This is a genomic window from Aeromonas sp. S15(2024) (genome assembly GCF_041402265.1).
Taxonomy (GTDB): Bacteria; Pseudomonadota; Gammaproteobacteria; order Enterobacterales; family Aeromonadaceae; genus Aeromonas; species Aeromonas dhakensis.
This window is the reverse complement of the sequence record NZ_JBGLQY010000003.1, coordinates 66,893-92,249: the sequence shown is the minus strand read 5'-3', so window position 1 is coordinate 92,249 and position 25,357 is coordinate 66,893. Positions and strand designations below refer to the sequence as shown.

Sequence of the window (25,357 nt, the reverse complement as noted above, 5' to 3'; positions counted from 1 at the left end):
GTTGCCTGGCTTTTTGTCACTCGTTGGGTTCAACATTTTCGACCCTGGCCTTGAGTTTCTGACCAGGGCGGAAGGTGACCACCCGCCGGGCGCTGATGGGAATATCTTCGCCGGTTTTCGGGTTACGTCCTGGACGCTGGTTCTTCTCACGAAGATCAAAGTTACCGAAGCCTGAAATCTTGACTTGTTCACCACGCTCAAGCGCTTGTCTGATCTCTTCAAAGAAGGCTTCCACCATATCTTTGGCTTCACGCTTGCTCATCCCGAGCTGGGTGAACAGGTGCTCTGCAATGTCGGCTTTGGTAAGCGCCATAGATCAATCCCTCAAGGATGCATTCAACTCTTCACCAAGGGCCCGCACGACATTGTCTACGGTCTCGGCAATCTCTTTCTCCTCCAGAGTGCGCTGGGTGTCTTGCAGGACAAGACTGATGGCCAGGCTCTTCTTGTCCTCGGCCATACCAGCACCCTGGTATACGTCAAACAAGTTTATTCCAACTACCTGATTTCCGCCAACTTTTTTAATTACTGCCAGCACATCGCCGGCCAGAACCGCAACATCAACCACCACGGCGATGTCGCGACGGTTGGCCGGGAAGCGGGAAACTTCGGCTGCAACCGGCACCTTGGCCGGGGTCAGCTTGTCCAGCTCCAGCTCGAACATCACGGCGCGGCTCTTGAGGCCCAGCTTCTTCTCGAGGCTCGGGTGGATCACGCCGATGTGGCCGATGACCTCGCCATTGCGCAGGATCGCCGCGCTCTGGCCCGGGTGCAGGGCACTGTGCTCGGCACGCTCGAAGGTGAAGGTGGCGCCTTCGGCGGTCAAGTCCAGTACCGCTTCCAGATCCCCTTTCAGATCAAAGAAGTCGGCAGCGCGGCTCTTGATGTCCCAGTGCTCGTCGCTCTGGTTGCCGGTGATGATGCCGGCCAGCATGGGCTCCTGACGGATGCCGTTCTCGGCATTTTCGTCCTTGATGAAACGCAGGCCCTGCTCGAACAGACGCACCCGCGGCTGCTGACGGTTCTGGTTGTAGACCACCGCCTGCACCAGACCCGGGAACAGAGAGACACGCATGGCAGACATCTCGACCGAGATCGGGTTCGGCAGCACGATGGCATCGCTCTGCGGGAACAGGGTCTGCTGAGCTTTGGGATCCACGAAGCTGTAGGTGATCGCTTCCTGGAAGCCGCGATCGACCAGCAGGTCGCGCACCCGCTTCAGGGTCACCTGCCCTTCTGCCTGCTCTACCATCGCGAGGGATGCGGCGGGTTTGAGGTTGGGGATGTTGTTGTAGCCGTAGATGCGGGCCACTTCCTCGATGAGATCTTCCTCGATGGCGATATCGAAACGCCAGGAGGGAGCCAGCGCGGTCCAGCCGTCGGCATCCACGGTCACCTGCATGCCGAGGCGAGTCAGGATCTCGACCACCTGCGCATCCGCCACGCTGATGCCGATCACCTTGTCGAGCTTGCTACGACGCAGCTTGATGGGGGCAGCCTTGGGCAGATGGGCATCGGATTTGACCTCGATGACCGGGCCCGCTTCACCGCCGCAGATATCCAGCAGCAGACGGGTGGCGCGATCCATCACCTTGGCCTGCAGCTCAGGGTCGACCCCGCGCTCGAAGCGGTGGGAGGAGTCGGTGTGCAGGCCGTAGGCACGGGCACGGCCGGTGATGGAGAGCGGCGCGAAGAAGGCGCACTCCAGCAGGATGTCGGTGGTGGTCTCGGAGACACCGGTGCGATTGCCGCCGAAGATGCCGGCCATGCAGGCAGGGCCCTTGGCATCGGCAATCACCAGGGTGGTCTCTTTGAGCTTCACTTCGTTGCCATCGAGCAGAGTCATCGGCTCGTCGGCCTTGGCGCGGCGCACCACCAGTTCCCCTTCAAGCGTCGCCAAGTCGAAGGCGTGCATCGGCTGGCCATATTCCAGCAGCAGGTAGTTGGTGATATCGACGATGGCGTCGATGGAGCGGATGCCGCCACGGCGCAGCTTCTCCTGCATCCAGAGCGGGCTCTGGGTGTGCAGGTTCAGCCCCTTGATGACGCGGCCCAGATAACGGGGGCAATCGGCCGGCGCTTCGACCCGGATCGGGAAGCTAGCGTCGATGGTGGCAGCAGCAGGGGTCCAGGTCGGCTCGACCACGTCCACGCTGTTGAGCACGCCGATTTCACGGGCCAGACCCGCGATGCCGAGGCAGTCGGCACGGTTCGGGGTCAGATCCACGTCGATGCTGACGTCGTTGAGTGCGAGGTAGTCGCGGATATCGGTGCCGATAGGGGCGTCAAGCGGCAGCTCGATGATGCCATCGGCCTCGACGTCGATACCCAGCTCGCTGAAGGAGCAGAGCATGCCGTGGGACGGCTGGCCGCGCAGCTTGGCTTTCTTGATGGTGAAATCACCCGGCAGGGTCGCCCCGACCTTGGCCACGCAGACTTTGAGGCCGGCACGGCAGTTCGGTGCACCGCAGACGATGTCCAGCAGCTCTTCTTCGCCCACGTTGACCTTGGTCACCCGCAGCTTGTCGGCGTCCGGGTGCTGGGCGCACTCGACCACCTCACCCACCACCACGTTGTTGAACTGGCCAGCCACCGCTTCCACGGCGTCCACTTCCAGACCAGCCATGGTGATCTGCTCGGCCAGCGCATTGTCACTCAACTCGGTGCGGACCCACTCCATCACCCAGGATTTACTGAATTTCATGTTCTCTCGCCCTTACTTGAACTGCTTGAGGAAGCGCAGGTCGTTTTCGAAGAAGGCACGCAGGTCGTTGACCCCGTAACGCAGCATGGTCAGGCGCTCAACGCCCATGCCGAAGGCAAAACCGGAGTATTTTTCCGGATCGATGCCGACCGAACGCAACACGTTCGGGTGCACCATGCCGCAGCCCAGCACTTCCAGCCACTTGCCGTTCTTGCCCATCACGTCCACTTCGGCGCTCGGCTCGGTGAACGGGAAGTAGGAAGGACGGAAGCGAATGGTCAAGTCTTCCTCGAAGTAGTTGCGCAGGAAGTCGTGCAGAATGCCCTTGAGCTCGGTGAAGCTGGCATGCTCGTCAACCAGCAGGCCTTCGACCTGGTGGAACATCGGGGTGTGGGTCATGTCGTAGTCGTTACGATAGACGCGGCCCGGCGCAATGATGCGGATCGGCGGCTGCTGATGTTCCATGGTGCGGATCTGCACGCCCGAGGTGTGGGTGCGCAGCATCAGATCAGGATTGAAGTAGAAGGTATCGTGATCGGTACGCGCCGGGTGATGGGCCGGGATATTCAGCGCATCGAAGTTGTGGAAGCCATCTTCAATCTCGGGACCACGGGCAACCTTGAAGCCCATCTCGCCAAACAGGCGCTCGATGCGCTCGATGGTGCGGGTCACCGGGTGCAGACCGCCATTCTCGATGCGGCGGCCCGGCAGGCTGATGTCGATGGTCTCGGCGGCCAGCTTCTGGTTCAGCACGGCAACTTCGAGGGCTTCACGACGCCCGTTCAGAGCATCCTGAACCTGCTGTTTGGCCTGGTTGATCACGGCGCCCGCGGCGGGACGCTCTTCAGCAGACAGGGCGCCCAAGCCCTTCATCTGCTCGGTAAAAAAGCCCTTTTTACCCAGATATTTGACCCGGATTTCGTCAAGGGCGGCGATGTCGCTTACGCCCTCAATTTCGGCCCTGGCTTGGCCGACTACTTCTTCAAGCTGTTGCATGTCTTCCTCGTCACCACTCCCGGTACAGGAGCCTTTAGGCTAAATAAGGTCAAGAGGGGAATAATACAAAAAAAGCCCCTTCACTGACCATAGTTAAGGTGCCCTTTTCTCCCTAGAAATCATTTTGTTATCAAGTAGGGCTTCGAGCCGGACCTGCTTCTTCTTTGCGATTGGGTACACAATTTCAGTTTGATGGCATATGAAGCCATATGTATAGCTATCATGATGGTAGAGTCATCGCCGCCTGCAAGCGACAAATGACAGACAACAAAAAAGGAGGCCTAGGCCTCCTTTTAGCATTTATAACAGAACCGGATTAAACCAGAGCTGCTTTGGCCTTTTCAACCAGGGCGGTGAAAGCCAGCTTGTCGTGAACGGCGATATCGGACAGGATCTTGCGATCGATCTCGATGGAAGCCTTCTTCAGACCGTTGATCAGACGGCTGTAGGACAGACCATTCTGACGGGCTGCTGCGTTGATACGAGCAATCCACAGCTGACGGAACTGACGCTTTTTCTGGCGACGGTCACGGTAGGCATACTGACCAGCTTTGGTTACCGCTTGTACCGCTACGCGGTAGACACGGGAACGGGCGCCGTAGTAACCCTTGGCGGCTTTCATTACTTTCTTGTGACGAGCGCGAGCGGTCACACCACGTTTAACTCTTGGCATTTTTCACATCCCCCCTTATGCGTACGGCAGACAAGCGACAACACGTTTGTGGTCGGCAGCGGAAACAAAGAACTTCGGTCCCAGCTGACGCTTACGCTTACTGCTCTTCTTGGTCAGGATGTGACGCAGGTGGTTGTGCTTGCACTTGAAGCGACCTGAGCCAGTCTTCTTGAAGCGCTTTGCGGCGCCCCGGTTGGTTTTCATCTTCGGCATTTCATACTCCGCATTGTGAGTGACAACAAAATCGCAAGGCGAACCGACTCATGGGGCTGGCCCCATGAGTCAATTTCTTGTGGGCCTTAAGATTTCTTCTTGGGTGCGAGGACCATCACAGCTTGACGGCCTTCGACTTTCGGGAACGATTCGACTACGGCCAGCTCTTCCAGATCGTTCTTGACGCGCTCCAGAACCTTGATACCAAGATCCTGGTGGGCCATTTCACGACCACGGAAGCGCAGGGTGACCTTTGCCTTGTCCCCGTCTTCCAGAAAGCGAACCAGGTTGCGTAGTTTTACCTGATAGTCGCCTTCGTCGGTGCCAGGACGGAATTTGATTTCCTTGACCTGGACGACTTTCTGCTTTTTCTTCTGTTCTTTGGTGGTTTTGCTCTTTTCGTAGAGGAATTTGCCGTAATCCATGATCCGGCAAACGGGCGGCTCAGCGTTCGGACTGATCTCGACCAGATCCACTCCGGCCTCAAGGGCCAAGTTCAGAGCATCCTGGATGGAGGTGATGCCAATGGCTTCACCATCCAGGCCAGTCAGACGAACTTCTTTCAGACGGATCTCTTCGTTGATCCGGTGAGCGCGGGCTTGCGGTTGCTTGCCCAGTTTTTTTCCGCCTTTTATAGCTTATTCCTCCACTTTCTTTTGTCCGCGGGTCTGAACTTCCTGGGTCAACAGAGCAATCAGCTCTTCAACAGGATAAGAGCCCAGGTCAGCCCCTTTACGGGTACGTACTGCAATCTTGCCGGCTTCTACTTCTTTATCGCCGCAGACCAGCATAAAAGGTACCCGCTTCAAAGTATGCTCGCGGATTTTAAAGCCAATCTTCTCATTTCTCAAGTCCGCTTTTGCGCGAAGGCCCGCATCATTCAATGCTTTGGCTACTTTCACCGCATAATCGGCCTGATTGTCGGTAATATTCATGACCACGGCCTGGGTAGGTGCCAACCAGGTCGGGAACAGTCCGGCGTACTCTTCGGTCAGGATCCCGATGAAACGCTCCAGCGAGCCCAGAATGGCGCGGTGGATCATTACGGGAACGTGACGCTCGTTGTCTTCGCCCACATAGGTGGCACCCAGACGGCCCGGCAGGGCAAAATCGAGCTGCACGGTACCACATTGCCAGGCACGGTCAAGGCAGTCATGCAGGGTGAATTCGATCTTGGGACCGTAGAAGGCCCCCTCGCCCGGCTGCAGGTCGTACTTCAGACCATTCAGCACCAGCGCTTCGGCCAGCGCGGCCTCGGCGCGATCCCAGGCTTCGTCGGAGCCGATACGCTGTTCCGGACGAGTGGAGAGCTTGACCACGATGTTCTCGAAACCGAAGGTGCCGTAGACGTCGTAGACCATGCGGATACAGGCTGACACCTCTTCCATGATCTGCTCTTCGGTACAGAAGATGTGGGCATCATCCTGAGTGAAACCCCGTACCCGCATCAGGCCGTGCAGGGAGCCTGACGGCTCGTTGCGGTGGCAGGAGCCGAACTCGGCCATGCGCAGCGGCAGGTCGCGGTAGGATTTCAGGCCCTGGTTGAAGATCTGCACGTGACCCGGGCAGTTCATCGGCTTGATGGCGTACTCGCGGTTCTCGGACTGGGTGGTGAACATGGCCTGGGCGTACTTCTCCCAGTGACCTGAACGCTCCCACAGCACGCGATCCATCATGAAGGGACCCTTCACTTCCTGATAGTCGTACTCTTTGAGCTTGCCGCGGATGAAGGTTTCCAGCTCGCGGAAGATGGTCCAGCCGTCGTTGTGCCAGAACACCATGCCAGGCGCTTCTTCCTGCATGTGGTACAGGTCGAGCTGCTTGCCGATCTTGCGGTGGTCGCGCTTGGCGGCCTCTTCCAGACGCTGCAGATAGGCCTTGAGCTGCTTCTTGTCGGCCCAGGCGGTACCGTAGATGCGCTGCAGCATCTTGTTGTTGGAGTCGCCGCGCCAGTAGGCGCCGGACATCTTCTGCAACTTGAAGTGGTGGCAATGACGCATGTTGGGCACGTGCGGGCCGCGACACATGTCGATGTACTCTTCGTGATGATAAAGACCTGGCTGGTCATCACGGGCAATGTTCTGATCCAGGATCTCGACCTTGTAGGTCTCGCCACGGGCTTCGAACACATCGCGTGCTTCCTGCCAGGAGACCTTCTTCTTGACGACGTCGTAATCCTTGGCGGCCAGCACCAGCATGCGCTCTTCCAGGGCAGCCAGATCTTCATCGGTCAGGGTACGGTCGAGATCGATGTCGTAGTAGAAACCGTTGTCGATGACGGGACCGATGGCCATCTTGGTCTGGGGCCAGAGTTGCTTGATGGCATGACCCAGCAGGTGAGCACAGGAGTGGCGCAGAATGTCCAGACCTTCTTCGTCTTTGGCGGTGATGATGGCCAGGGAGGCATCGGCTTCGATCAGCTCGCAGGCATCCACCAGTTCACCGTTTACCCGACCGGCAATGCACGCCTTGGCGAGACCGGGACCGATGTCCGCGGCCACGTCCATGACGGAAACGGCGTGGGCAAATTGACGTTGGCTGCCATCAGGCAGAGTAATGATTGGCATTGTGTGTTTCCTTATACAGTGGTGCCCCCTACCAAAGGGCACATGCGGGATGGAAAGATTCATTCAAAAATGGGTGATGTTCTGGCTCTCCACAGCACTTTGCGAAGGCGCCCCGTGACGCAAACAACCCGTTCAACGTCGCAAGACAAACCAAAAACCGGACCATGCTACCAGAAGTAAGCAAGGCTGTATCGGGTTTGCTGAGATTTTCTACAACCAGATGAACCGCTTGGAGGTTATTCCCCTAGCAGAGGTTGCCAGTTGAAATCGAACGTGGAGCTCCCCTCCTGGGCCAGTTCCAGCTCCTGCAGCACCTTGAGCGCCAGCTGGTTGCCCTGCCTGGCGGCCTGATAGAGCCACGCTTTGGCACGGGGCAGATCGACCCGCCCGCTGACCCCCATCAGATGCAGCACCCCCACCTTCAACATGGCGGGCACATCGCCGTTCCTGGCTGCCAGCTCCATCCAGTGAAACGCCTCGCGCAGATCCCGCTTCACCCCGGTGCCACGCAAATAGAGTTCCCCCAGCCGGTATTGGCCGAAGGCGTCCCCCGCCTGCGCCGCCTGACGATAGAGGTTGATGGCGCGTTCCATATCCTGCTCGCTCCCCTGCCCCATTTCATGGCTCCAGCCCATCAATGCCTGGGCCCGTGGCTGGCCCTGATCCGCCAGCGGCGACCAGATCCGGGTTGCCTCATCGAAGTGGCCGGTGCGCCAAGCGCGGTTGGCCGAGGCCAGCTCCTGCTCGGTAGAGAGCGGGATCAGGCGCCAGATAACCAGCGCAATGACGGCGATGAAGAGCCAGCGGTAGGTGATGGGTGCCATGATGATTTCCGTGATCCAGTTCGCATTTCGTTTATGTAAACGAAATGTAGCGCCGCGATCAAGCAAGAGATCCTTTTGACATGCTTTTTATGGCGGGATAGGTCGGCAAAACTTGCATTCGGCAATGAGGGTCAGCATGATAACTGTATATATAAACAGTGTTGGTGCAATGCAATGGCAGGACGAGGCAGTTCCCACAATGTTGATCACCGTTTCAGCGGCCAGCGGGTCGATGCGGTCGACGACGGCTGGGCCCAACCCGAGTGGGAAGCGGCATTTGCCGCCAGCGATCCCCGCACCGAGGTGACGGAGATCAGCGCCCGCAGCATCATCAGTTACAACAGCTCCCCCGATGTCCCTTTCGGCCGCTCCATCAATCCCTATCAGGGGTGCGAACACGGTTGCATTTACTGTTATGCCAGACCGAGCCACGCCTATCTCGAGCTCTCCCCCGGCCTCGACTTCGAGACCCGCTTGTTTGCCAAACTCAACGCCGCCGAGCTGTTGCGCCGGGAGTTTGCCAGACCCGCCTATCAGCCGCAGACCATAGTGCTGGGGGCCAATACCGACCCTTATCAGCCCATCGAGCATCACTATCGCCTCACCCGCCAGTTGCTGGAAGTGATGCTGGCCCACCGCCATCCGGTGGGAATCATCACCAAGAGCGCCATGATATTGCGCGACCTCGATCTGCTGACCGAGCTGGCCCAAGAGGGCCTCTGCCAGGTGATGGTGTCGGTCACCACCTTGAATGAAACCCTGCGGCGACAGCTGGAACCAAGAGCCAGTACGGGGGCCGGGCGGCTCAAGGTGATGGAGAAACTGGCCAAGGCCGGCGTGCCGGTCGGCGTGCTGGCGGCCCCCATGATCCCGCGGCTCAACGAGCCCGAGCTCGAGCAGATCATCAAGAGCGCTGCCGAGGCCGGCGCCCACTGCGCCGACTATATCCTGCTGCGACTGCCCCATGAGCTGGCACCGCTGTTCAGTGACTGGCTGGAACAACACTATCCCGGCCAGAAGGAGGCGATCCTCAACCAGCTGCGAGCCAGCCGGGACGGCGCCCTCAACAGTCCCGCCTTCGGGACCCGGATGCGGGGAGAAGGCCAGTTTGCCGATCTGCTGGCCCAGCGCTTTCGGTTGATCGCCAAGCGGCTCGGGCTCGGCAAGCGCCACTTTCAGCTGCGCCAGGATGCCTTCATCCGCCCGGGCGAGCAGCTGCGGCTGTTTTAATTCCCGTCATGACGCCACCAGTGGGCATGACCAAGTCAGCTTCTGTGACGCACTCCTGCAGCGCGCTCGCGGGCAATCAGCTCGACCGGCAGCCTCGCCGGTTCATGGGCCACTTCCAGCTCCTGTTCGTGCTGCGCCTCGTCCCTCCCAGCTTCGCCCCATACCCGGCTCCACCAGATCTCCCACATTACCCAGCTGGTCATAAGATGCTCCTGTGCGGCAGATGCCGCCGTTGTGATCGCCGACGCAGGCAAGATGCCCTGCCCCCATGACAGAGGCATGACGCCCCGATGACATCTCGGTTGCCGCTCTGGCGGCAACCTGGCTGAGCCAGCCAACGGCGGGCATAAAAAAAGAGCGACCTGAAGGTCGCTCTTTCGTATCGGGAAAAGGGGGAACGATTACTCGTCGCCCGCCTCCCCTGCATCGACAGCACCTGTGTCTGCGGCGGTATCGGTGCCTTCAGACACCTCACCCTCGACGGCCAGTGCCTCGGTTTCCTCTTCGTCGCTCTCGGCAACACGCTGCAGGCCGACCACGGTTTCGTCTTCACCGGTACGGATCAGACGCACACCGCCGGTGTTGCGGCCGATGACGCTCACCTCGGCAACGCGAGTACGTACCAGGGTACCGCCGTTGGTGATCAGCATGATCTGGTCGGTATCTTCGACCTGGATCGCATCGATCACCTTGCCGTTGCGTTCATCCACCTTGATGGAGATGACGCCCTGGGTACCACGGCTCTTGGTCGGGTATTCGTCCAGCGCGGTACGCTTGCCGTAACCATTCTCGGTGGCGGTGAGGATGGCACCGTCGCCACGGGGCACGATGAGGGAGACCACCTTGTCACCGGCGCCGAGCTTGATGCCGCGCACACCGGCAGCGGTACGACCCATGGGACGCACGCCCTTGAAGGTGCCCTTGCTTTCGGTGCCTTCGCCGTTGTCGCTGCCATCATCGTCGTTGCCGGCGTCGTCGTCGGTTTCAACTTCGTCAGTGGCATCGGCATCAGCGCGACCGCTGCCTTCCGCGAAGCGAACAACCTTGCCCGCATCGGAGAACAGCATGATCTCGTTGCTGCCATCGGTGATGTCCACCCCGATCAGCTCATCACCCTCTTTGAGGTTGATGGCACGAATACCGGAGGAGAGCGGACGGCTGAAGTCGGACAGGCTGGTCTTCTTCACGGTACCGTTGGCGGTGGCGAAGAACACATACTTGTCGGCGTCATATTCCTTGACCGGCAGGATGGCGGTGATGCGCTCACCCTCATCCAGCGGCAGCAGGTTGATGATCGGACGACCGCGGGCGCCACGGGACGCCTCCGGCAGCTGATACACCTTGAGCCAGTAGACCTTGCCGCGGGTGGAGAAGCACAGAATGGTGTCGTGGGTGTTGGCCACCAACAGACGCTCCACAAAATCCTCTTCCTTGATCCGGGTGGCCGACTTGCCACGACCACCGCGGCGCTGGGCCTCGTAGTCGGAGAGCGGCTGATACTTCACGTAACCCTGGTGAGACAGGGTAACGACCACGTCTTCCGGGGTGATCAGATCTTCGATGTTGATCTCGGCGCTGGACATGCTGATTTCGGTACGACGCTCGTCGCCGTACTGCTCGCGCACGGCCAGCAGTTCGTCGCGGATCACTTCCATCAACCGCACCGGGCTTGCCAGGATGAACAGCAGCTCGGCGATGAGATCCAGCAGAGATTGGTACTCTTCCAGGATCTTCTCGTGCTCGAGGCCGGTCAGCTTGTGCAGACGCAGGTCAAGGATGGCCTGGGCCTGCTGCTCGGTCAGGTAGTAGTGACCCTCGCGAATGCCGAACTCGGGCTCCAGCCACTCGGGGCGGGCCGCGTCGTCGCCGGCTTTCTCCAGCATGGCAGCCACGTTGCCGAGCTCCCAGCCTTTGGCAACCAGGCCCGCTTTCGCGTCGGCCGGGGTCGCACTGTGGCGAATGAGCTCGATCACCGGATCGATGTTGGCCAGGGCTACCGCCAGACCTTCCAGGATGTGGGCCCGATCCCGCGCCTTGCGCAGTTCGAACACGGTCCGGCGGGTCACCACTTCGCGGCGGTGCAGCAAGAACGCATCCAGGATCTCTTTGAGGTTCATCACCTTGGGCTGGTTGTTGTCCAGCGCCACCATGTTGATGCCGAAAGTGGTCTGCATCTGGGTGTGCTTGTAGAGATTGTTCAGCACAATCTCGCCGGACTCGCCGCGCTTGATCTCGATGACGATGCGCATGCCGTCCTTGTCGGACTCATCGCGCAGGGCGCTGATGCCCTCGATCTTCTTCTCTTTGACCAGCTCGGCGATCTTCTCGATCAGGCGAGCCTTGTTCACCTGATAGGGGATCTCGTGGACGATGATGGTCTCGCGACTGGTCTTCTCGTCTACTTCCACCTCGGCCTTGGCACGCACGTAGATGGAGCCACGACCGGTACGGTATGCCTGCACGATGCCGGAACGACCGTTGATGATGCCACCGGTGGGGAAATCCGGGCCGGTGATGTAGGTCATCAGCTCGTCGATGGTGAGGTCGCCGTTCTCGATCAACGCCAGACAGCCGTTGACTATCTCGGTGAGGTTGTGAGGCGGAATGTTGGTCGCCATGCCCACCGCAATACCGGAGGAGCCGTTGACCAGCAGGTTGGGAACCTTGGTGGGCATGACAGCCGGGATCATCTCGGTGCCGTCATAATTCGGCACCCAGTCCACGGTCTCTTTGTCCAGATCGGCCAGCAGCTCGTGGGAGATGCGGGCCATCCGCACTTCGGTATAACGCATGGCCGCGGCGCTGTCGCCATCGACCGAACCGAAGTTGCCCTGACCGTCGACCAGCATGTAACGCATGGAGAAATCCTGCGCCATGCGGACGATGGTGTCATACACGGCAATGTCGCCGTGCGGGTGATATTTACCGATTACGTCACCGACCACACGGGCCGATTTTTTATAGGGCTTGTTCCAGTCGTTCCCCAGCTCGTTCATTGCATACAGAACGCGGCGGTGAACCGGTTTCAAGCCATCACGCACATCCGGCAGAGCTCGTCCTACGATCACGCTCATGGCGTAATCAAGATAGGAACTCTTGAGCTCTTCTTCGATGTTGACCGGCGTGATCTCTCTGGCCAGATCGCTCATAGAAAGCCTTAATCCCTAATTAGTTGTTCTTTGGCTTAAACAGCGCGACATGGTAACACACTGAGCCAAATATCTTAAGCCACAAATCCGGTAACAAGTCGGGCTGGTGTGACAAAGTCCGTCCGTTATAATGCCCGCCAGGACAATAGATTGCGCGCGCACTCCCCTGCCTGCGCGCCCTTGCCACAGGATCATCAAAAAATGCACAGTGATGCCAATGTCGATCTGACAGAAATCGCCAAATTCGAAGCCATCGCCTCCCGCTGGTGGGACATGGAGGGAGAGTTCAAGCCGCTGCATCAAATCAACCCGGTGCGCCTTGACTGGATCACCGACAAGAGCGGCGGCCTGTTTGGCAAGCGCATCCTCGACATCGGTTGCGGCGGCGGCATCCTCGCCGAGAGCATGGCTCGTCGCGGCGCCCAGGTCACCGGCATCGACATGGGCAAGGAGCCCCTGGGCGTCGCCCGCCTGCATGCCCTGGAAGCGGGGGTGGAGCTCGAGTATCGCCAGATCACCGCCGAGGCCCACGCCGACGAAGCCCCGGGTCAGTACGACGTGGTCACCTGCATGGAGATGCTGGAGCACGTGCCGGATCCTGCCTCCGTGCTGCGCGCCATCGCCGCCCTGGTACGCCCGGGCGGCAAGGTGTTCGTCTCCACCATCAACCGCAACCCGAAAGCCTATCTGATGATGATCCTCGGCGCCGAGTACCTGATGAAGATGGTCCCCAAGGGCACCCACGATCACAAGAAGTTCATCACCCCGGCCGAACTGTGTCGCATGGGTGAGGCGGCAGGCCTGCTGGTACGGGACATGAGCGGCGTCCACTACGCGCCGCTCTCCAACAGCTTCAAGCTTGGTCGCAACGTCGACGTCAACTACATGGTGGCGTTCGAACGCCCGGAGCAAGGCTGATGACGACTCACCCTGCTGCGCCCCTTGGCTGCGTACTGTTCGATCTGGACGGCACCCTGCTCGACACCGCGCCGGATCTCGGCGCCGCCGTCAACCATGTGCTGGTCAGCGAAGGCTTTGCGCCCCTCTCTGACGACATCATCCGTCAGACCACCTCCCACGGGGCGCTCGGGCTGCTCAGGGCCGGTCTTGGTGACGAGCTGCTGGAAGAGCTGGGCGCCACCCGCCTTCGCACCGCCCTGCTCGACTACTACGCGGCCAACCTCTGTGTCGGCACCCGCCCCTATGAGGGCATGGTGGATCTCATCGAGTGGCTCGACGAGAAAAAGCTGCCCTGGGGCATCGTCACCAACAAGCCGGGCTTTCTCACCGAGCCGCTGCTGGCGGCGCTGCCGGCGCTTGCCAGTTGCGGCGTCACCGTCAGCGCCGACACTCTGCCGGTGCGCAAGCCCGACCCCGCCCCCATGTTCTTTGCCTGCGAGCAACTTGGCATCGCGGCCAGCCACTGCCTCTATGTGGGGGATCATGTGCGCGACATCGAGGCCGGCCGCAACGCCGGCATGCGTACCGCCGTCGCCGGCTGGGGTTACCTCAATGACGACGAGGATCCCGCCCAGTGGGGCGCCGATCTTCACTTTGATACCGTGCAGGCTCTGCATCACTGGCTGCGCTACGAGCTGGATTAGCGGCCGCCGCCTGCCTGAGCAGTCGGGCAAGGCTGCCGTGGATACATATAGAAGTGGATGATCAGGGGGAGCTCCACGCCTGGGTTCTCCTGGATAACGCAGCAGGTGGATAACACAAGAGATGGATATCAGACGCAGCTTTGCGACCATCCCTTGAGCTGAGCGGTGAAAATGACGCTCATCTGGTCACTCGATCGGCAAAACGGAGGATCGGCAATTGATCCCCCGTTTTGCCGGTTTGACAAGCAGTGCGGCAGCGGGATCGGACACCTTTTGACCCTTGCTGCACAAGGGATAATCAGGCTGAATTTGCTAGTAAAAACACCCCGTTTTCGCAAGCAAAAAAAGTTATTTAAATTTTCCATGTTCGATCATCAGACTTGCATTTACCGGATCGGACGGATGAAAACCCGTTCGCTGTGAGCGTCCACTAACTCCATCGACAACACCCACAATTTATCCACAGCAATTGCCTTATCCACAGATTGCAAAGCCGGGCAGACCTCACTATCTTGTAGCTCGAATTCAAAATAACACTATATCTTGTGATTCATCGCACAATAGGTACCCACCTCCATCGCCCTGCCCGGGCCGGAGGCCAACGCCGTGCGATGGTTTTTCGGGAATCAACTAAAGGTCATCAGCCAATGAACTTGTTTGTGACGAAGCGTAACGGCCACAAAGAACCCATCGATCTGGATAAAATTCACCGCGTGCTGGACTGGGCCGCCGAGGGTCTCGACAACGTGTCGGTCTCCCAGGTGGAACTCAAGTCCCACATCCAGTTCTATGACGGCATCCGTACCGCCGATATCCACGAAACCGTCATCAAGGCCGCTGCTGATCTGATCTCCGAGCAAAGCCCGGACTACCAGTACATGGCCGCCCGTCTGGCCATCTTCCACCTGCGCAAGAAGGCCTACGGCCAGTTCGAGCCGCCCCACCTCTACCAGCACGTCGCCAAGCTGGTGGACATGGGCAAGTACGACAAGCATCTGCTGGAAGACTACAGCCAGGCCGAGTTCGAGGAGCTGAACGCCCACCTCGACCACTGGCGCGACATGGACTTCTCCTACGCCGCGGTCAAGCAGCTGGAAGGCAAGTACCTGGTCCAGAACCGCGTCACCGGCGAAATTTACGAGAGCCCGCAGTTCCTCTACATCCTGGTAGCAGCCTGCCTCTTCTCCAAGTATCCGAAAGATACCCGTCTGGACTACATCAAGCGCTTCTATGATGCGGTCTCGACCTTCAAGATCTCGCTGCCGACTCCGATCATGAGCGGCGTGCGCACCCCGACCCGTCAGTTCAGCTCCTGCGTGCTGATCGAGTGCGACGACAGCCTGGACTCCATCAATGCCACCGCCAGCGCCATCGTACGTTACGTGTCCCAGCGCGCCGGCATCGGCATCAACGCCGGTCGCATTCGTGGTCTTGGCAGCCCGATCCGTGGCGGTGAAGCCTTCCACACTGGCTGCATCCCCTTCTACAAGTACTTCCAGACTGCGGTGAAGTGCTGTTCCCAGGGCGGCGTGCGCGGCGGTGCGGCCACCCTGTTCTACCCGCTGTGGCACACCGAAGTTGAGAGCCTGCTGGTACTGAAGAACAACCGCGGCGTGGAAGAGAACCGGGTCCGCCACATGGACTACGGCGTGCAGATCAACAAGCTGATGTACCAGCGCCTGATCAAGGGTGGCGACATCACCCTGTTCTCCCCGTCCGATGCGCCGGGTCTGTACGATGCCTTCTTCGCAGACCAGGACAAGTTCGAAGAGCTCTACGTCAAGTACGAGCAGGATCCGAGCATTCGCAAGAAGACCCTCAAGGCGGTGGATCTCTTCTCCCTGATGATGCAGGAGCGCGCCGGTACCGGTCGCATCTACATCCAGAACGTGGACCACTGCAATACCCACAGCCCGTTTGATCCGAGCGTGGCGCCGGTACGCCAGTCCAACCTCTGCCTCGAGATTGCGCTGCCCACCAAGCCGCTCAACAACGTGGATGACGAGGATGGCGAGATCGCCCTGTGCACCTTGTCGGCCTTCAACTTGGGCGCCATCGAGAAGCTGGAAGATCTGGAAGAGATGGCCGAGCTGGCCGTGCGCGCCCTGGATGCCCTGCTCGACTATCAGGACTACCCGCTCAAGGCCGCCAAGAAGGGCAGCATGAACCGTCGCACCCTGGGGATCGGCGTCATCAACTACGCCTACTACCTGGCGAAGAACGGTGCCCGCTACTCCGACGGTTCTGGTCTGGCGCTGACTCACCGCACCTTTGAGGCGATCCAGTACTACCTGCTGAAGGCCTCCGTGCAGCTGGCCCGCGAGTTCGGCCCCTGCCCGGCCTTCAACGAAACCACCTATGCCCAGGGGATCCTGCCCATCGATACCTATAAAAAGGATCTGGACAACCTGTGCAACGAGCCGCTGCACCTGGACTGGGAAGCGCTGCGCGAGGAGATCCGCACCGTGGGTCTGCGCAACTCCACCCTGACTGCCCTGATGCCGAGCGAGACCTCCAGCCAGATCTCCAACGCCACCAACGGCATCGAGCCGCCGCGCGGCCTGGTCTCTGTCAAGGCCTCCAAGGACGGTATCCTCAAGCAGGTGGTGCCCGAGTATGACCGTCTGAAGGATCAATACGAACTGCTCTGGAAGCAACCGAGCGTCGATGGTTACCTGCAGCTGGTCGGTATCATGCAGAAGTTCGTGGATCAGGCGATCTCCGCCAACACCAACTATGATCCCGCCCGTTTCGAAGGCAACAAGGTACCGATGAAGCAGCTGCTCAAGGACTTGCTGACCGCCTACAAATACGGCCTCAAGACCCTGTACTATCACAACACCCGTGATGGTGCGGACGATGCCCAGACCGATCTGCAAGATGACGGTTGTGCCGGCGGCGCCTGCAAGATCTGATGAACCGGGCGGGAGCGACAAGCTCCCGCCCTCCTGTTTCCCCTACTTCGCGATATTCGACAACCATGGCCTATTCAACTTTCTGCCAGACCCAAAACGACCAGCTCAAGGAGCCGATGTTCTTCGGCCAGTCGGTCAACGTGGCCCGTTATGACCAGCAAAAACACGAAGTGTTCGAGCGCCTGATCGAGAAGCAGCTCTCCTTCTTCTGGCGCCCGGAAGAGGTGGACGTCTCCCACGACCGCATCGACTTCCAGGCCCTGCCGCCCCACGAGCAGCACATCTTCATCTCCAACCTGAAGTACCAGACCCTGCTGGACTCCATCCAGGGTCGCAGCCCCAACGTGGCGCTGCTGCCGCTGGTCTCCATTCCGGAGCTGGAAACCTGGATCGAGACCTGGGCTTTCTCCGAGACCATCCACTCGCGCTCCTACACCCATATCATCCGCAACATCGTCAACACCCCCGCCCAGGTGTTTGACGACATCGTCACCAACGAGCAGATCCTGAAGCGCGCCGGCTCCATCAGCCATTTCTACGACGATCTGATTGAAGCGACCGCGCTCTACCACCTGCACGGTGAAGGCACCCATCAGGTGGCCGGCCGCGAGGTGTCCATCACCTTGCGCGAGCTCAAGAAGAAGCTCTATCTGTGCCTGATGAGCGTCAACGCACTGGAAGCGATCCGCTTCTACGTCAGCTTCGCCTGCTCCTTCGCCTTCGCCGAGCGCGAGCTGATGGAGGGCAACGCCAAGATCATCAAGATGATCGCCCGCGACGAAGCGCTGCACCTGACCGGTACCCAGCACATGCTGAACCTGATGCGCAGCGGCCAGGACGACCCCGAGATGGCCGAGATCGCCCGCGAGTGCGAGCAGGCCTGCTTCGATCTGTTCAAGGAAGCCGCCATCCAGGAGAAGGAGTGGGCCGAGTACCTGTTCCAGGACGGCTCCATGATCGGCCTGAACAAGGACATCCTCTGCCAGTACGTGGAGTACATCACCAACCTGCGGATGGCCGCCGTTGGCCTGCAACCGGCCTTTGCCGGCGCCAAGCAGAACCCGATCCCCTGGATCAACACCTGGCTCTCCTCCGACAACGTGCAGGTCGCCCCGCAGGAAGTGGAAGTGAGCTCCTACCTGGTGGGTCAGATCGACAGCGAAGTGAACGCCGAAGACCTGGGTGATTTCGAGCTGTGAGTGACGCCACCGGCACGCTGACCGAGCCCCTGCACGCCGCCCCCGCCAAGAGCGAGACGGGCGCACCGCAGGTACACACCCGGGATGGCGTGCTGCACGCCCACCCCGGCGAGAGCGTGCTGGAGACCCTGGAGCGTCACGGTCATCACGTGGAGTTCCAGTGCCGCAGCGGTTATTGCGGCGCCTGCCGTACGCCGCTGCTGGCAGGCAAGGTGCACTATGCCGCCGTGCCGCTCGCCTTTGTCTCGCAGGGAGAGTGCCTGCCCTGCTGTTGCAAGCCGGTGGGGGCCATCCGGCTCGACATCAAGAAGGGCTGAGACCACCCTCTCTTGATATGTCCAAGCTCACCTCGCTAAACAAAAAGCCGCCGGATTGCTCCGGCGGCTTTTTTACATCCATCTCTATGCCTCGTGGGCGGGCGGCTGATGCACAACCGCCCCCACAAGACCTTACAGCCAGGGCGCGGCGGTCGGCCCATGGTGCAGGCCCAGTTTCCAGACCCGCCCGAAGTGCTTGTAGTGACCGGCCGCAACACCGGCCTTCTCGCCCATGCCGTGGTAGAGGTCGAGGTGACCCTTCTTCACCGCCCCGCCCACATCCAGCGCGATCAACAGCCGCAGCTGATGCTTGCCGGTCCAGTTGCCCTCTTTGTCCAGCAGCGGTACTTCCGCCAGGATCGGCGTACCCATCGGCAGCAGGGTCTTGTCGGCGGCCACCGCAGCCATCGGCAACAGCGGGATGCCGGCGGCCCCGATCACATCGTTGGTGGGGCGACGCTCGAAGAAGACATAGGAGGGGTTCTGCTCCACCAGCTCCTTGACGCTCTCCTCCGGCTGACGGTTTGCCCACTCCTTGATGGCCTTCATGGACATCTGCTCCCTGGGCACCTCGCCGCGATCGATCAGCACCCGGCCGATGCTGACGTAACCGTGACCGTTCTTGCCGCTGTAGCCCAGATACTGCAGCCTGTCGTCATCGCCATAGTGAACAAAGCCCGAGCCCTGCACGTCCATCAGGAAGTTGTCGATAAGAGACTTGCTGTAGCCCAGCTCCAGCCCGCGGTTGGCCAGCGCCCCCTGGTGGATCTGGGCCCGGGTCGGACAACGACTGCCGCAGTTGGGCATGGCGTAGATGGGGTACTTGTATTTCGCATCCGGGCGGTGGCGCACCTCCAGCACCGGCGAGTAGTAACCGGTGAACAGCACGTTGCCCATCCGATCCGAGCCCCCCAGCTGGGCCAGGCTGATGCCGTAGCGGGTAATGTCGGCGGGATTGCCGCCGTTCGCCACCCAGCGGGAGAGCTGGTGATAGAGTTCGCCATAGCGGCGGGTCATCTTGCCGGAGCGCTCCAGCACCAGCCTGCTCTGGGGGCCGAACTTGCTGTAGTCGGCGCGCACGCGGCTGTTGACGCGCTCAACCCGCACCAGATCGTCGGGCAGCATGCCGTCCAGATACTGCTTGCCCAGATTTTCCGGCACCTCGCAGTTGAGAAAACATCTGGCATCGGGTTTGTTTTTGGGCACCTGGGCTTGCTCAGAGTTGCCCGCACAACCGGCCAACCCCAGCACAGCGGCGGTCAGCCAGTACGCGTGTTTATTCATATGTCCTCATATAACACCAAGCGTCATGTTCGGCGGGGAAGATGCCAAATTTGCAGGGGGAAAGCAAACGCCTTCAAGCCTGCGACGACGGATTTCTCCAAAGGGGATCTTCTGGGTTATAACAAGGTAACAAGGTGTGAGGGGCCATGGATGGAACAGCTCGAGATCTTCCCGCTGCAGAGCCCCTGCATCGGGGTCTGTGAAGTGAACAACAAGGGCTACTGCAAGGGGTGCCTGCGCAGCCGCGAGGAGCGTTTCAACTGGCTCACCATGACCCCGGCCCAGCAGCAGGAGGTAATGCGCCTGTGCCGGGGCCGCAAGGCGCGGGTGGAAGCCGCCCGCCGCAAAGCGCTGGAGGGGGCCCAGAACGAGTCGCAAGAGCAACCGGGTTGGGATTTCTAGTTTCTCCCCCTCCTCCTTTCACGACAAACATAAAAAAGCGGCCCGCAGGCCGCTTTTCTTTTATGACACTATGAGATGTTGCCGGATGGCAAGGCTTATGCCGTGGCCAGCTTGGCCTGTTCCTCACCGCGTTTGAGCATGGCGTAAGCCACCCCGGTCAGCAGCGAGCCCGCCGCAATGGCCACGATATACATCATGACGTTGCTGATGGCGTTCGGGATAAACAGCACGAACAGACCGCCGTGGGGTGCCATCAGCTCGCAGCCGAACAGCATGGAGAGCGCACCGGTCAGGGCGCCGCCCGCCATGCAGGCCGGGATGACGCGCATTGGATCCTTGGCGGCAAACGGGATAGCCCCCTCGGAGATGAAGCACAGACCCAGTACGAAGGAGGCCTTGCCCGCTTCCTGCTCCGCCTTGATGAACTTGGTGCGGGCCAAGAAGGTGGCGATCCCCATCCCCAGCGCCGGCACCATGCCGGCGGCCATCACGGCTGCCATGGGGGCGTAGGTCTTGGAGGCCAGCAGGCCGACCCCGAAGGCGTAGGCCGCCTTGTTGACCGGGCCACCCATGTCAAAGCACATCATGGCGCCGATGATGACACCCAGCAGCACGGCGTTGGCAGAGCCCATGTTGTTGAGGAACTCGGTCATGGCATTCATGATGCCGGCCACCGGGCCGCCCACCACGTAGATCATCACCAGGCCGGTAAACAGGCTGGCAAACAGCGGAATGATCAGAATGGGCTTGAGCGCTTCCAGGGTCACCGGCAGGCGCACCTTGTCGCTCAGGTACTTGGCACTGTAACCGGCCAGGAAACCGGCGACGATGCCGCCAAGGAAACCGGCACCCAGCGAGCTTGCCAGCATGCCCCCGATCATGCCGGGGGCGAGGCCCGGGCGGTCAGCGATGGAGTAGGCGATGTAGCCCGCCAGCACCGGGATCATCAGGGCGAAGGCGGAGCCGCCGCCGATCTTCATCAGGGCCGCCGCGAGGGTCCCCTCCTCCTTGAACGCCTCGATGCCGAAGATGAAGGAGAGCGCGATGATAAGGCCGCCCGCCACCACCATGGGCAGCATGAAGGAGACGCCGGTCAGCAAATGCTTGTAGGGGCCCGCCTTCTCCTCTTTCTTGGGGGAGGCAGCGCCGCTGTGGCGATAGGTCTTGGCCTCGGTCCAGGCCTTGTCCAGCTCGGCGCGGGTCTTCTTGAGCGCGGCGCCGGTGCTGGTGCGATAGACCGGCTTGCCGTCGAAGCGCGCCATGTCCACCTCGATGTCGGTGGCGAGGAACACCAGATCGGCGGCGGCGATCTCGTCCACCGTCAGGGCGTTCTGGGCACCGACCGAGCCCTGGGTCTCGACGCGGATCTGATGACCCAGCTGCTTGGCCATGGTCTCCAGCGCCTCGGCCGACATGAAGGTGTGGGCCACCCCGGTCGGGCAAGCGGTCACCGCGACAATGCGCTTGGCACCGGCGGCAGCCTTGACCACGGCAGGCGCGGCCTGATGGCGATAGACGCTGGCACCGCTGCGCGCGGCCTCCAGCAGGGCGGCCGGGTCTTGCAGCGCCAGATCCATGTCGCCCCGATAGAGCGGCTTGCCGTCATAGGCGGCGAGATCGACCGGGGCGCTGGCCACTACCAATACCAGATCAGCGGCGGCAATCTGCTCCTTGCTCGGCGCCTGACGGGGCTGCACGCTGGAGTCGACGTCGAGGGTGAGTTCCCAGCCCGCCAATTTGGCCTGCTGTTCTATCCGTTTTGCAGCGAGAAAGCTGGTGGCAATGCCCGCCGGGCAAGCCGTAACCAGAATTGCTTTCATTGGGCATCTCCTGAGTTATCCATTGAATGGGAATGGGGTTGGGGTTGACGCTGTGCCGCATCCAGACGAGTCAGGCGCACCCGCTCGAGCAAGGGATCCAACACCTTGATATCGCTAAAGCCGACCGCCACTTGGCTCACCGCCAGGGCCGAGACGGCGGTGGCGAGGCGCAGGGTCTGCTCTGCGCCCCAGCCGAGGCTGAGGCCATGGGCCAACCCGGCCACCAGGGAGTCGCCGGCACCGACGGTGCTGACCACCTCCATGCGCGGCGGAATGGCCTGCCAGGTGGCGTCCGGCCCGAACCAGACGAGGCCGTCTGCACCGTTGGAGATCACCACATGGGGGATCCCCGCGGCTTGCAGCGCACGGGCGCACTCTGCCTGCTCCTCCAGGGTCCGGATGGGGCGCCCGGCCCACTGACTGAGCTCCTCCAGATTCGGTTTGACCAGGGTCGGCGCCGCTTTGAGCCCTTCGGTGAGGGCCGCGCCGCTGCAGTCGAAGATCACCTGCTTGCCCTTGGCCTTGAGCAGCGCGATGAGGTGGGCGCAATACGCCGGCGCCACGCCCTTGGGCAGGCTGCCCGCCAGCACGAACCAGTCGGCCTTGGGTGCCAGCCGCTCCAGCTCCGTCTCCAGTGCGCTCACCTCGGCCTCGTGCACGGTGAGCCCCGGCAGATTGAGATCGGTCACCCGGCCGGATTGCTCGGAGATCTTGACGTTGATGCGGGTGCTGCCCGCCACGCGCACGAAGTGATCGGCAAGCGTACGCTCCTCGAACAGGGAGACGAAGCTCTGCTGGTTCTCGGCGCCAAGCCAGCCGGTCAGACCCACATCACGGCCGAGATCTTTCAGGACCATGGCGACGTTGATCCCCTTGCCGGCGGCGCGCAAGTTGGCCTCGCTCACCAGGTTCACCTCGCCAGGGTGCATGGTCTCCAGGCGGGTGGTGAGATCGAGCGCCGGGTTCAGGGTGATGGTGACGACGTCCATCAGTGCGCCCCCTCGCCCAGACCGGCGGCGATGGCCTCGCCCAGCCCCTTGAGGGCCGCTTCGGCATCAGCCCCTTCGGCGCGAAACGCCAGACGATGGCCACACTTGACGCCAAGGCCGATCACCTTCATCAGGCTCTTGGCGGAGACCGCCTCGCCGCTGCCATCCAGGTTCGCCACCCGAATGTCGGATTCATACTCCTTGGCCACCTTGACCAGCATGGCGCCCGGACGGGCGTGCAACCCGTGGGGGTTGATGATGGTGAAGGTTTCACTAAGACCGCTCGCCGGGCCCGCTTGCAGCATGGCCAGCCCCTCGCTACCAGCCAAGGTGGCGAGCTGACCGGCAGCAGCCAGCTTGGCCAGGTTGTCGAGCTGCGCCAGATGGCCGCTATCTGCGGCGCACAGCAGCAGCAGGGCGCTGACCGGCAGATCCCCTGCGTTCAGTGCAGTGCTAGGCGTGGCCAGCACCCAACCGGTCTGGGCAGCTTGCGCACGAGCAAGCCAGATCCCCTCGCCCAGATAGGCCGGTTCGCTTGCCAGCAGGGCGCTCACCATGGCGGCATCGCCCCAGCCGGCGGATTTGGCGCGGGCGGCGGCGCCCAGCAGCAGCTGATCGCGATCGTCGGCCGGGAAGTCGGCCAGGGCCAGGAACTGCACCTCTTTGGGCGCAGTCGCACCGGTCAGGATATTGATGATGGTGTCGGCATCGGTGGCCTCTTTGAGCTGGGCTGCCGCCTGCTCGTCACCCAGCACGTGGGTGAGCTGGCGCAAAATGCCCAGATGTTCGTCGGACTTGGCGGCGATGCCGATGGCGACGTAGGCGATCTGCCCCTCATCCCATTCGATGCCATTGGGGAACTGGGCCACCATGACGCCTGTGCTCTTCACCAGATGCCGGGTGTCGGTGGTGCCGTGGGGAATGGCGATGCCGCTGCCAAGATAGGTGGCGTGCTGCGCCTCGCGGGCCAGCATGCCCTCCACGTACCCCGCCTCCACCAGACCGGCTTCGGTCAGTTTGCCTGCCAACAGGGCAATGGCTTCGGCCTTGGTCGCCACCGACTGCCCCAGCAGGATCTGCTGTCGCGCCAACTTCAACATAGAGATTCTCCATCAGGTGCCGGGCGGTCTGACCGTACCGGCGCATCAAACATAACCATTCGTGCCACTCGCCAGCTGACAATAGACCGGATTGCATCCCTTCGGGAGCCATGCCGGGTTTTTATGCCCGGCCATCGATTGTCTGCTGACAAGCTGAATCGTTTCACTTACACTCAGACTGAATCGTTTCAGCGAATTGATCAAGTACCCACAAAGAGTGCTTTTCAATGATATGATCCCGCGCACACTTTTCGGTGCCCTCACCAGGCAGTGCCCGTGGGCCTTGCAACTCAAACAGAGCCAACATGATGAAACTGGATGAAATCGCCGCCCTCGCCGGTGTCTCGCGCACCACGGCCAGCTATGTGATCAATGGCAAGGCCGACCAATACCGCATCAGCCAGGCTACCCGCGACAAGGTGATGGCGGTGGTCACCGCCCACAACTATCAGCCGGACAGCCGCGCCGCCTCCCTACGCGGTGGCCAGACCAGGACCCTGGGCTTTATCCTGCCCGACCTGGAGAACGCCAGTTACGCCAAGCTCGCCAAACGGCTGGAGCAAGGGGCGCGGGTACAGGGTTATCAGCTGCTGATCGTCTGCTCGGAAGATGACCCCGCCACCGAGAAGGAGCTGGCCGAGATGCTGGCCAGCCGCCACGTGGATGCGCTGCTGGTGGCCAGTTGCCTGCCGCCCGAAGATCCCTTCTACCTCGGCCTGCAGACGCGCGGCATCCAGGTGCTCGCCATCGACCGGGCCATGGCGGCCGACAAGTTCGTCACCGTCGCCAGTGAAAACCAGAAGGCGAGCTTTGATCTCACCGCCTCCCTGCTCTCGCCGGCAATCACGCACATCGCTTTGATCACCGCGCTGCCGGCGCTCACGATCAGCCGTGAACGCAAAGCGGGCTTCGAGCAGGCTGTTGCCAGCCACAGCACGGCTTGCCATCTGTGTGAAGGGGCCCACTTCTCCCGCGCCGAAGGCTATCGCCTGATCAAGACGCTGCATCAACAGCTCGGCCAGCTGCCCCAGGCACTGGTGGCCACCTCCTACATCCTTATGGAGGGGGTGCTCGACTATCTGCTTGAGCAGGAGACCGACATGAGCCGGCTCGCCATGGCCACCTTCGGCGATGATCGTCTGCTCGATTTCCTCCCCTTTGGCATCAACTCCCTGCCCCAGCAGCACGATGCCCTCGCCAGCCAGGCGCTGGAGCTGGCCCTCAAGGCGATTGGCGGCGAATACCAGTGCGGCCTCCACTATGTGAGCCGCACCCTCAAACGCCGCCGCTGATCCCCTCTCCATGGCGCACCGCTGCGGCCCAGTTCGCAGCGGCGCGTTTTTTTCACTAGCCTAAAACCATATCTGTCAT

At 61.0% G+C, this 25,357-nt stretch carries 22 protein-coding genes; 8 read left to right on the top strand and 14 right to left on the bottom strand.

Annotated features, from left to right (window positions below; translation table 11 throughout):
• Window positions 1-16: 16 nt before the first annotated feature.
• From ihfA to ACB033_RS07750, 8 genes are all read right to left on the bottom strand, one after another.
• Entirely contained in the window at window positions 17-313 is a 297-nt protein-coding gene (gene ihfA / locus ACB033_RS07785; protein ID WP_005300715.1) for an integration host factor subunit alpha, read from the bottom strand.
• Window positions 314-316: 3 nt separating this feature from the next.
• Window positions 317-2,704 (bottom strand): phenylalanine--tRNA ligase subunit beta, encoded by a 2,388-nt coding sequence (gene pheT, locus ACB033_RS07780; protein WP_139725508.1) that lies wholly within the window; start codon window positions 2,702-2,704, stop codon window positions 317-319.
• A gap of 12 nt (window positions 2,705-2,716) precedes the next feature.
• On the bottom strand, window positions 2,717-3,700 hold the full coding sequence (pheS, locus tag ACB033_RS07775) for a phenylalanine--tRNA ligase subunit alpha (protein ID WP_017764544.1): 984 nt from the start codon (window positions 3,698-3,700) through the stop codon (window positions 2,717-2,719).
• Between the two features lie 316 nt (window positions 3,701-4,016).
• Window positions 4,017-4,373: a 50S ribosomal protein L20 gene (gene rplT, locus ACB033_RS07770; RefSeq protein WP_005300683.1), complete on the bottom strand. Its 357-nt coding sequence runs from the start codon at window positions 4,371-4,373 to the stop codon at window positions 4,017-4,019.
• A 15-nt stretch (window positions 4,374-4,388) separates the two neighbouring features.
• Window positions 4,389-4,586 (bottom strand): 50S ribosomal protein L35, encoded by a 198-nt coding sequence (rpmI, locus tag ACB033_RS07765; protein WP_005300673.1) that lies wholly within the window; start codon window positions 4,584-4,586, stop codon window positions 4,389-4,391.
• A gap of 86 nt (window positions 4,587-4,672) precedes the next feature.
• The gene (gene infC, locus ACB033_RS07760; RefSeq protein ID WP_185219337.1) at window positions 4,673-5,203 is read right to left on the bottom strand and encodes a translation initiation factor IF-3; all 531 of its coding nucleotides are present in this window, start codon (window positions 5,201-5,203) and stop codon (window positions 4,673-4,675) included.
• A gap of 21 nt (window positions 5,204-5,224) precedes the next feature.
• Window positions 5,225-7,153: a threonine--tRNA ligase gene (gene thrS, locus ACB033_RS07755; protein WP_139723981.1), complete on the bottom strand. Its 1,929-nt coding sequence runs from the start codon at window positions 7,151-7,153 to the stop codon at window positions 5,225-5,227.
• Window positions 7,154-7,389: 236 nt separating this feature from the next.
• Window positions 7,390-7,977: a tetratricopeptide repeat protein gene (locus ACB033_RS07750; protein WP_193557956.1), complete on the bottom strand. Its 588-nt coding sequence runs from the start codon at window positions 7,975-7,977 to the stop codon at window positions 7,390-7,392.
• Between the two features lie 174 nt (window positions 7,978-8,151).
• On the opposite strand from ACB033_RS07750, the gene ACB033_RS07745 reads away from it, so the two are divergent.
• Complete coding sequence (locus ACB033_RS07745) at window positions 8,152-9,207, top strand: PA0069 family radical SAM protein (protein WP_139723986.1); 1,056 nt, start codon at window positions 8,152-8,154, stop codon at window positions 9,205-9,207.
• 35 nt (window positions 9,208-9,242) lie between these two features.
• Here the strand turns inward: ACB033_RS07745 and ACB033_RS07740 are convergent, their stop codons facing one another.
• Window positions 9,243-9,410 carry a hypothetical protein gene (locus ACB033_RS07740; protein ID WP_162852089.1) on the bottom strand — a complete coding sequence of 56 codons (168 nt, stop codon included), beginning with the start codon at window positions 9,408-9,410 and terminating at the stop codon, window positions 9,243-9,245.
• A gap of 198 nt (window positions 9,411-9,608) precedes the next feature.
• A complete protein-coding gene (gene gyrA, locus ACB033_RS07735; RefSeq protein WP_195878669.1) occupies window positions 9,609-12,356 on the bottom strand; it encodes a DNA topoisomerase (ATP-hydrolyzing) subunit A in 2,748 nt (915 codons plus the stop codon).
• A gap of 201 nt (window positions 12,357-12,557) precedes the next feature.
• On the opposite strand from gyrA, the gene ubiG reads away from it, so the two are divergent.
• The 5 genes from ubiG (at window position 12,558) to yfaE (ending at window position 18,391) form a co-directional block, all read left to right on the top strand.
• A complete protein-coding gene (ubiG, locus tag ACB033_RS07730) occupies window positions 12,558-13,274 on the top strand; it encodes a bifunctional 2-polyprenyl-6-hydroxyphenol methylase/3-demethylubiquinol 3-O-methyltransferase UbiG (protein ID WP_162519782.1) in 717 nt (238 codons plus the stop codon).
• Window positions 13,274-13,960 carry an HAD family hydrolase gene (locus tag ACB033_RS07725; RefSeq protein ID WP_139723990.1) on the top strand — a complete coding sequence of 229 codons (687 nt, stop codon included), beginning with the start codon at window positions 13,274-13,276 and terminating at the stop codon, window positions 13,958-13,960. The genes ubiG and ACB033_RS07725 overlap by 1 nt, the downstream gene beginning before the upstream one ends.
• A 647-nt stretch (window positions 13,961-14,607) precedes the next feature.
• Window positions 14,608-16,875: a class 1a ribonucleoside-diphosphate reductase subunit alpha gene (gene nrdA, locus ACB033_RS07720; RefSeq protein WP_026139081.1), complete on the top strand. Its 2,268-nt coding sequence runs from the start codon at window positions 14,608-14,610 to the stop codon at window positions 16,873-16,875.
• 65 nt (window positions 16,876-16,940) lie between these two features.
• Window positions 16,941-18,074, top strand: a complete 1,134-nt coding sequence (gene nrdB / locus ACB033_RS07715; RefSeq protein ID WP_005300631.1) for a class Ia ribonucleoside-diphosphate reductase subunit beta — start codon at window positions 16,941-16,943, stop codon at window positions 18,072-18,074.
• Entirely contained in the window at window positions 18,071-18,391 is a 321-nt protein-coding gene (yfaE, locus tag ACB033_RS07710; RefSeq protein ID WP_017764551.1) for a class I ribonucleotide reductase maintenance protein YfaE, read from the top strand. Before nrdB ends, yfaE begins: the two co-directional genes overlap by 4 nt.
• Window positions 18,392-18,523: 132 nt before the next feature.
• Here the strand turns inward: yfaE and mltA are convergent, their stop codons facing one another.
• Window positions 18,524-19,675, bottom strand: coding sequence for a murein transglycosylase A (mltA, locus tag ACB033_RS07705; protein ID WP_005300625.1), 1,152 nt, complete (start codon window positions 19,673-19,675; stop codon window positions 18,524-18,526).
• A gap of 150 nt (window positions 19,676-19,825) precedes the next feature.
• Between mltA and ACB033_RS07700 the strand changes: the two genes are divergently transcribed.
• The gene (locus ACB033_RS07700; protein ID WP_054544945.1) at window positions 19,826-20,077 is read left to right on the top strand and encodes a DUF1289 domain-containing protein; all 252 of its coding nucleotides are present in this window, start codon (window positions 19,826-19,828) and stop codon (window positions 20,075-20,077) included.
• 95 nt (window positions 20,078-20,172) lie between these two features.
• On the opposite strand, the gene fruA is transcribed toward ACB033_RS07700, so the two are convergent.
• The 3 genes from fruA to fruB are packed head-to-tail and all read right to left on the bottom strand — an operon-like array spanning window position 20,173 to window position 23,986.
• Window positions 20,173-21,897 carry a PTS fructose transporter subunit IIBC gene (fruA, locus tag ACB033_RS07695; protein ID WP_139723992.1) on the bottom strand — a complete coding sequence of 575 codons (1,725 nt, stop codon included), beginning with the start codon at window positions 21,895-21,897 and terminating at the stop codon, window positions 20,173-20,175.
• Complete coding sequence (gene pfkB, locus ACB033_RS07690) at window positions 21,894-22,886, bottom strand: 1-phosphofructokinase (protein ID WP_371140429.1); 993 nt, start codon at window positions 22,884-22,886, stop codon at window positions 21,894-21,896. Before pfkB ends, fruA begins: the two co-directional genes overlap by 4 nt.
• The gene (gene fruB, locus ACB033_RS07685; RefSeq protein ID WP_139723996.1) at window positions 22,886-23,986 is read right to left on the bottom strand and encodes a fused PTS fructose transporter subunit IIA/HPr protein; all 1,101 of its coding nucleotides are present in this window, start codon (window positions 23,984-23,986) and stop codon (window positions 22,886-22,888) included. Before fruB ends, pfkB begins: the two co-directional genes overlap by 1 nt.
• 305 nt (window positions 23,987-24,291) lie before the next feature.
• Here fruB and cra point away from each other — a divergent pair, with 305 nt between their 5' ends.
• Complete coding sequence (cra, locus tag ACB033_RS07680) at window positions 24,292-25,278, top strand: catabolite repressor/activator (protein ID WP_017764556.1); 987 nt, start codon at window positions 24,292-24,294, stop codon at window positions 25,276-25,278.
• The last annotated feature ends 79 nt before the right edge of the window (window positions 25,279-25,357 follow it).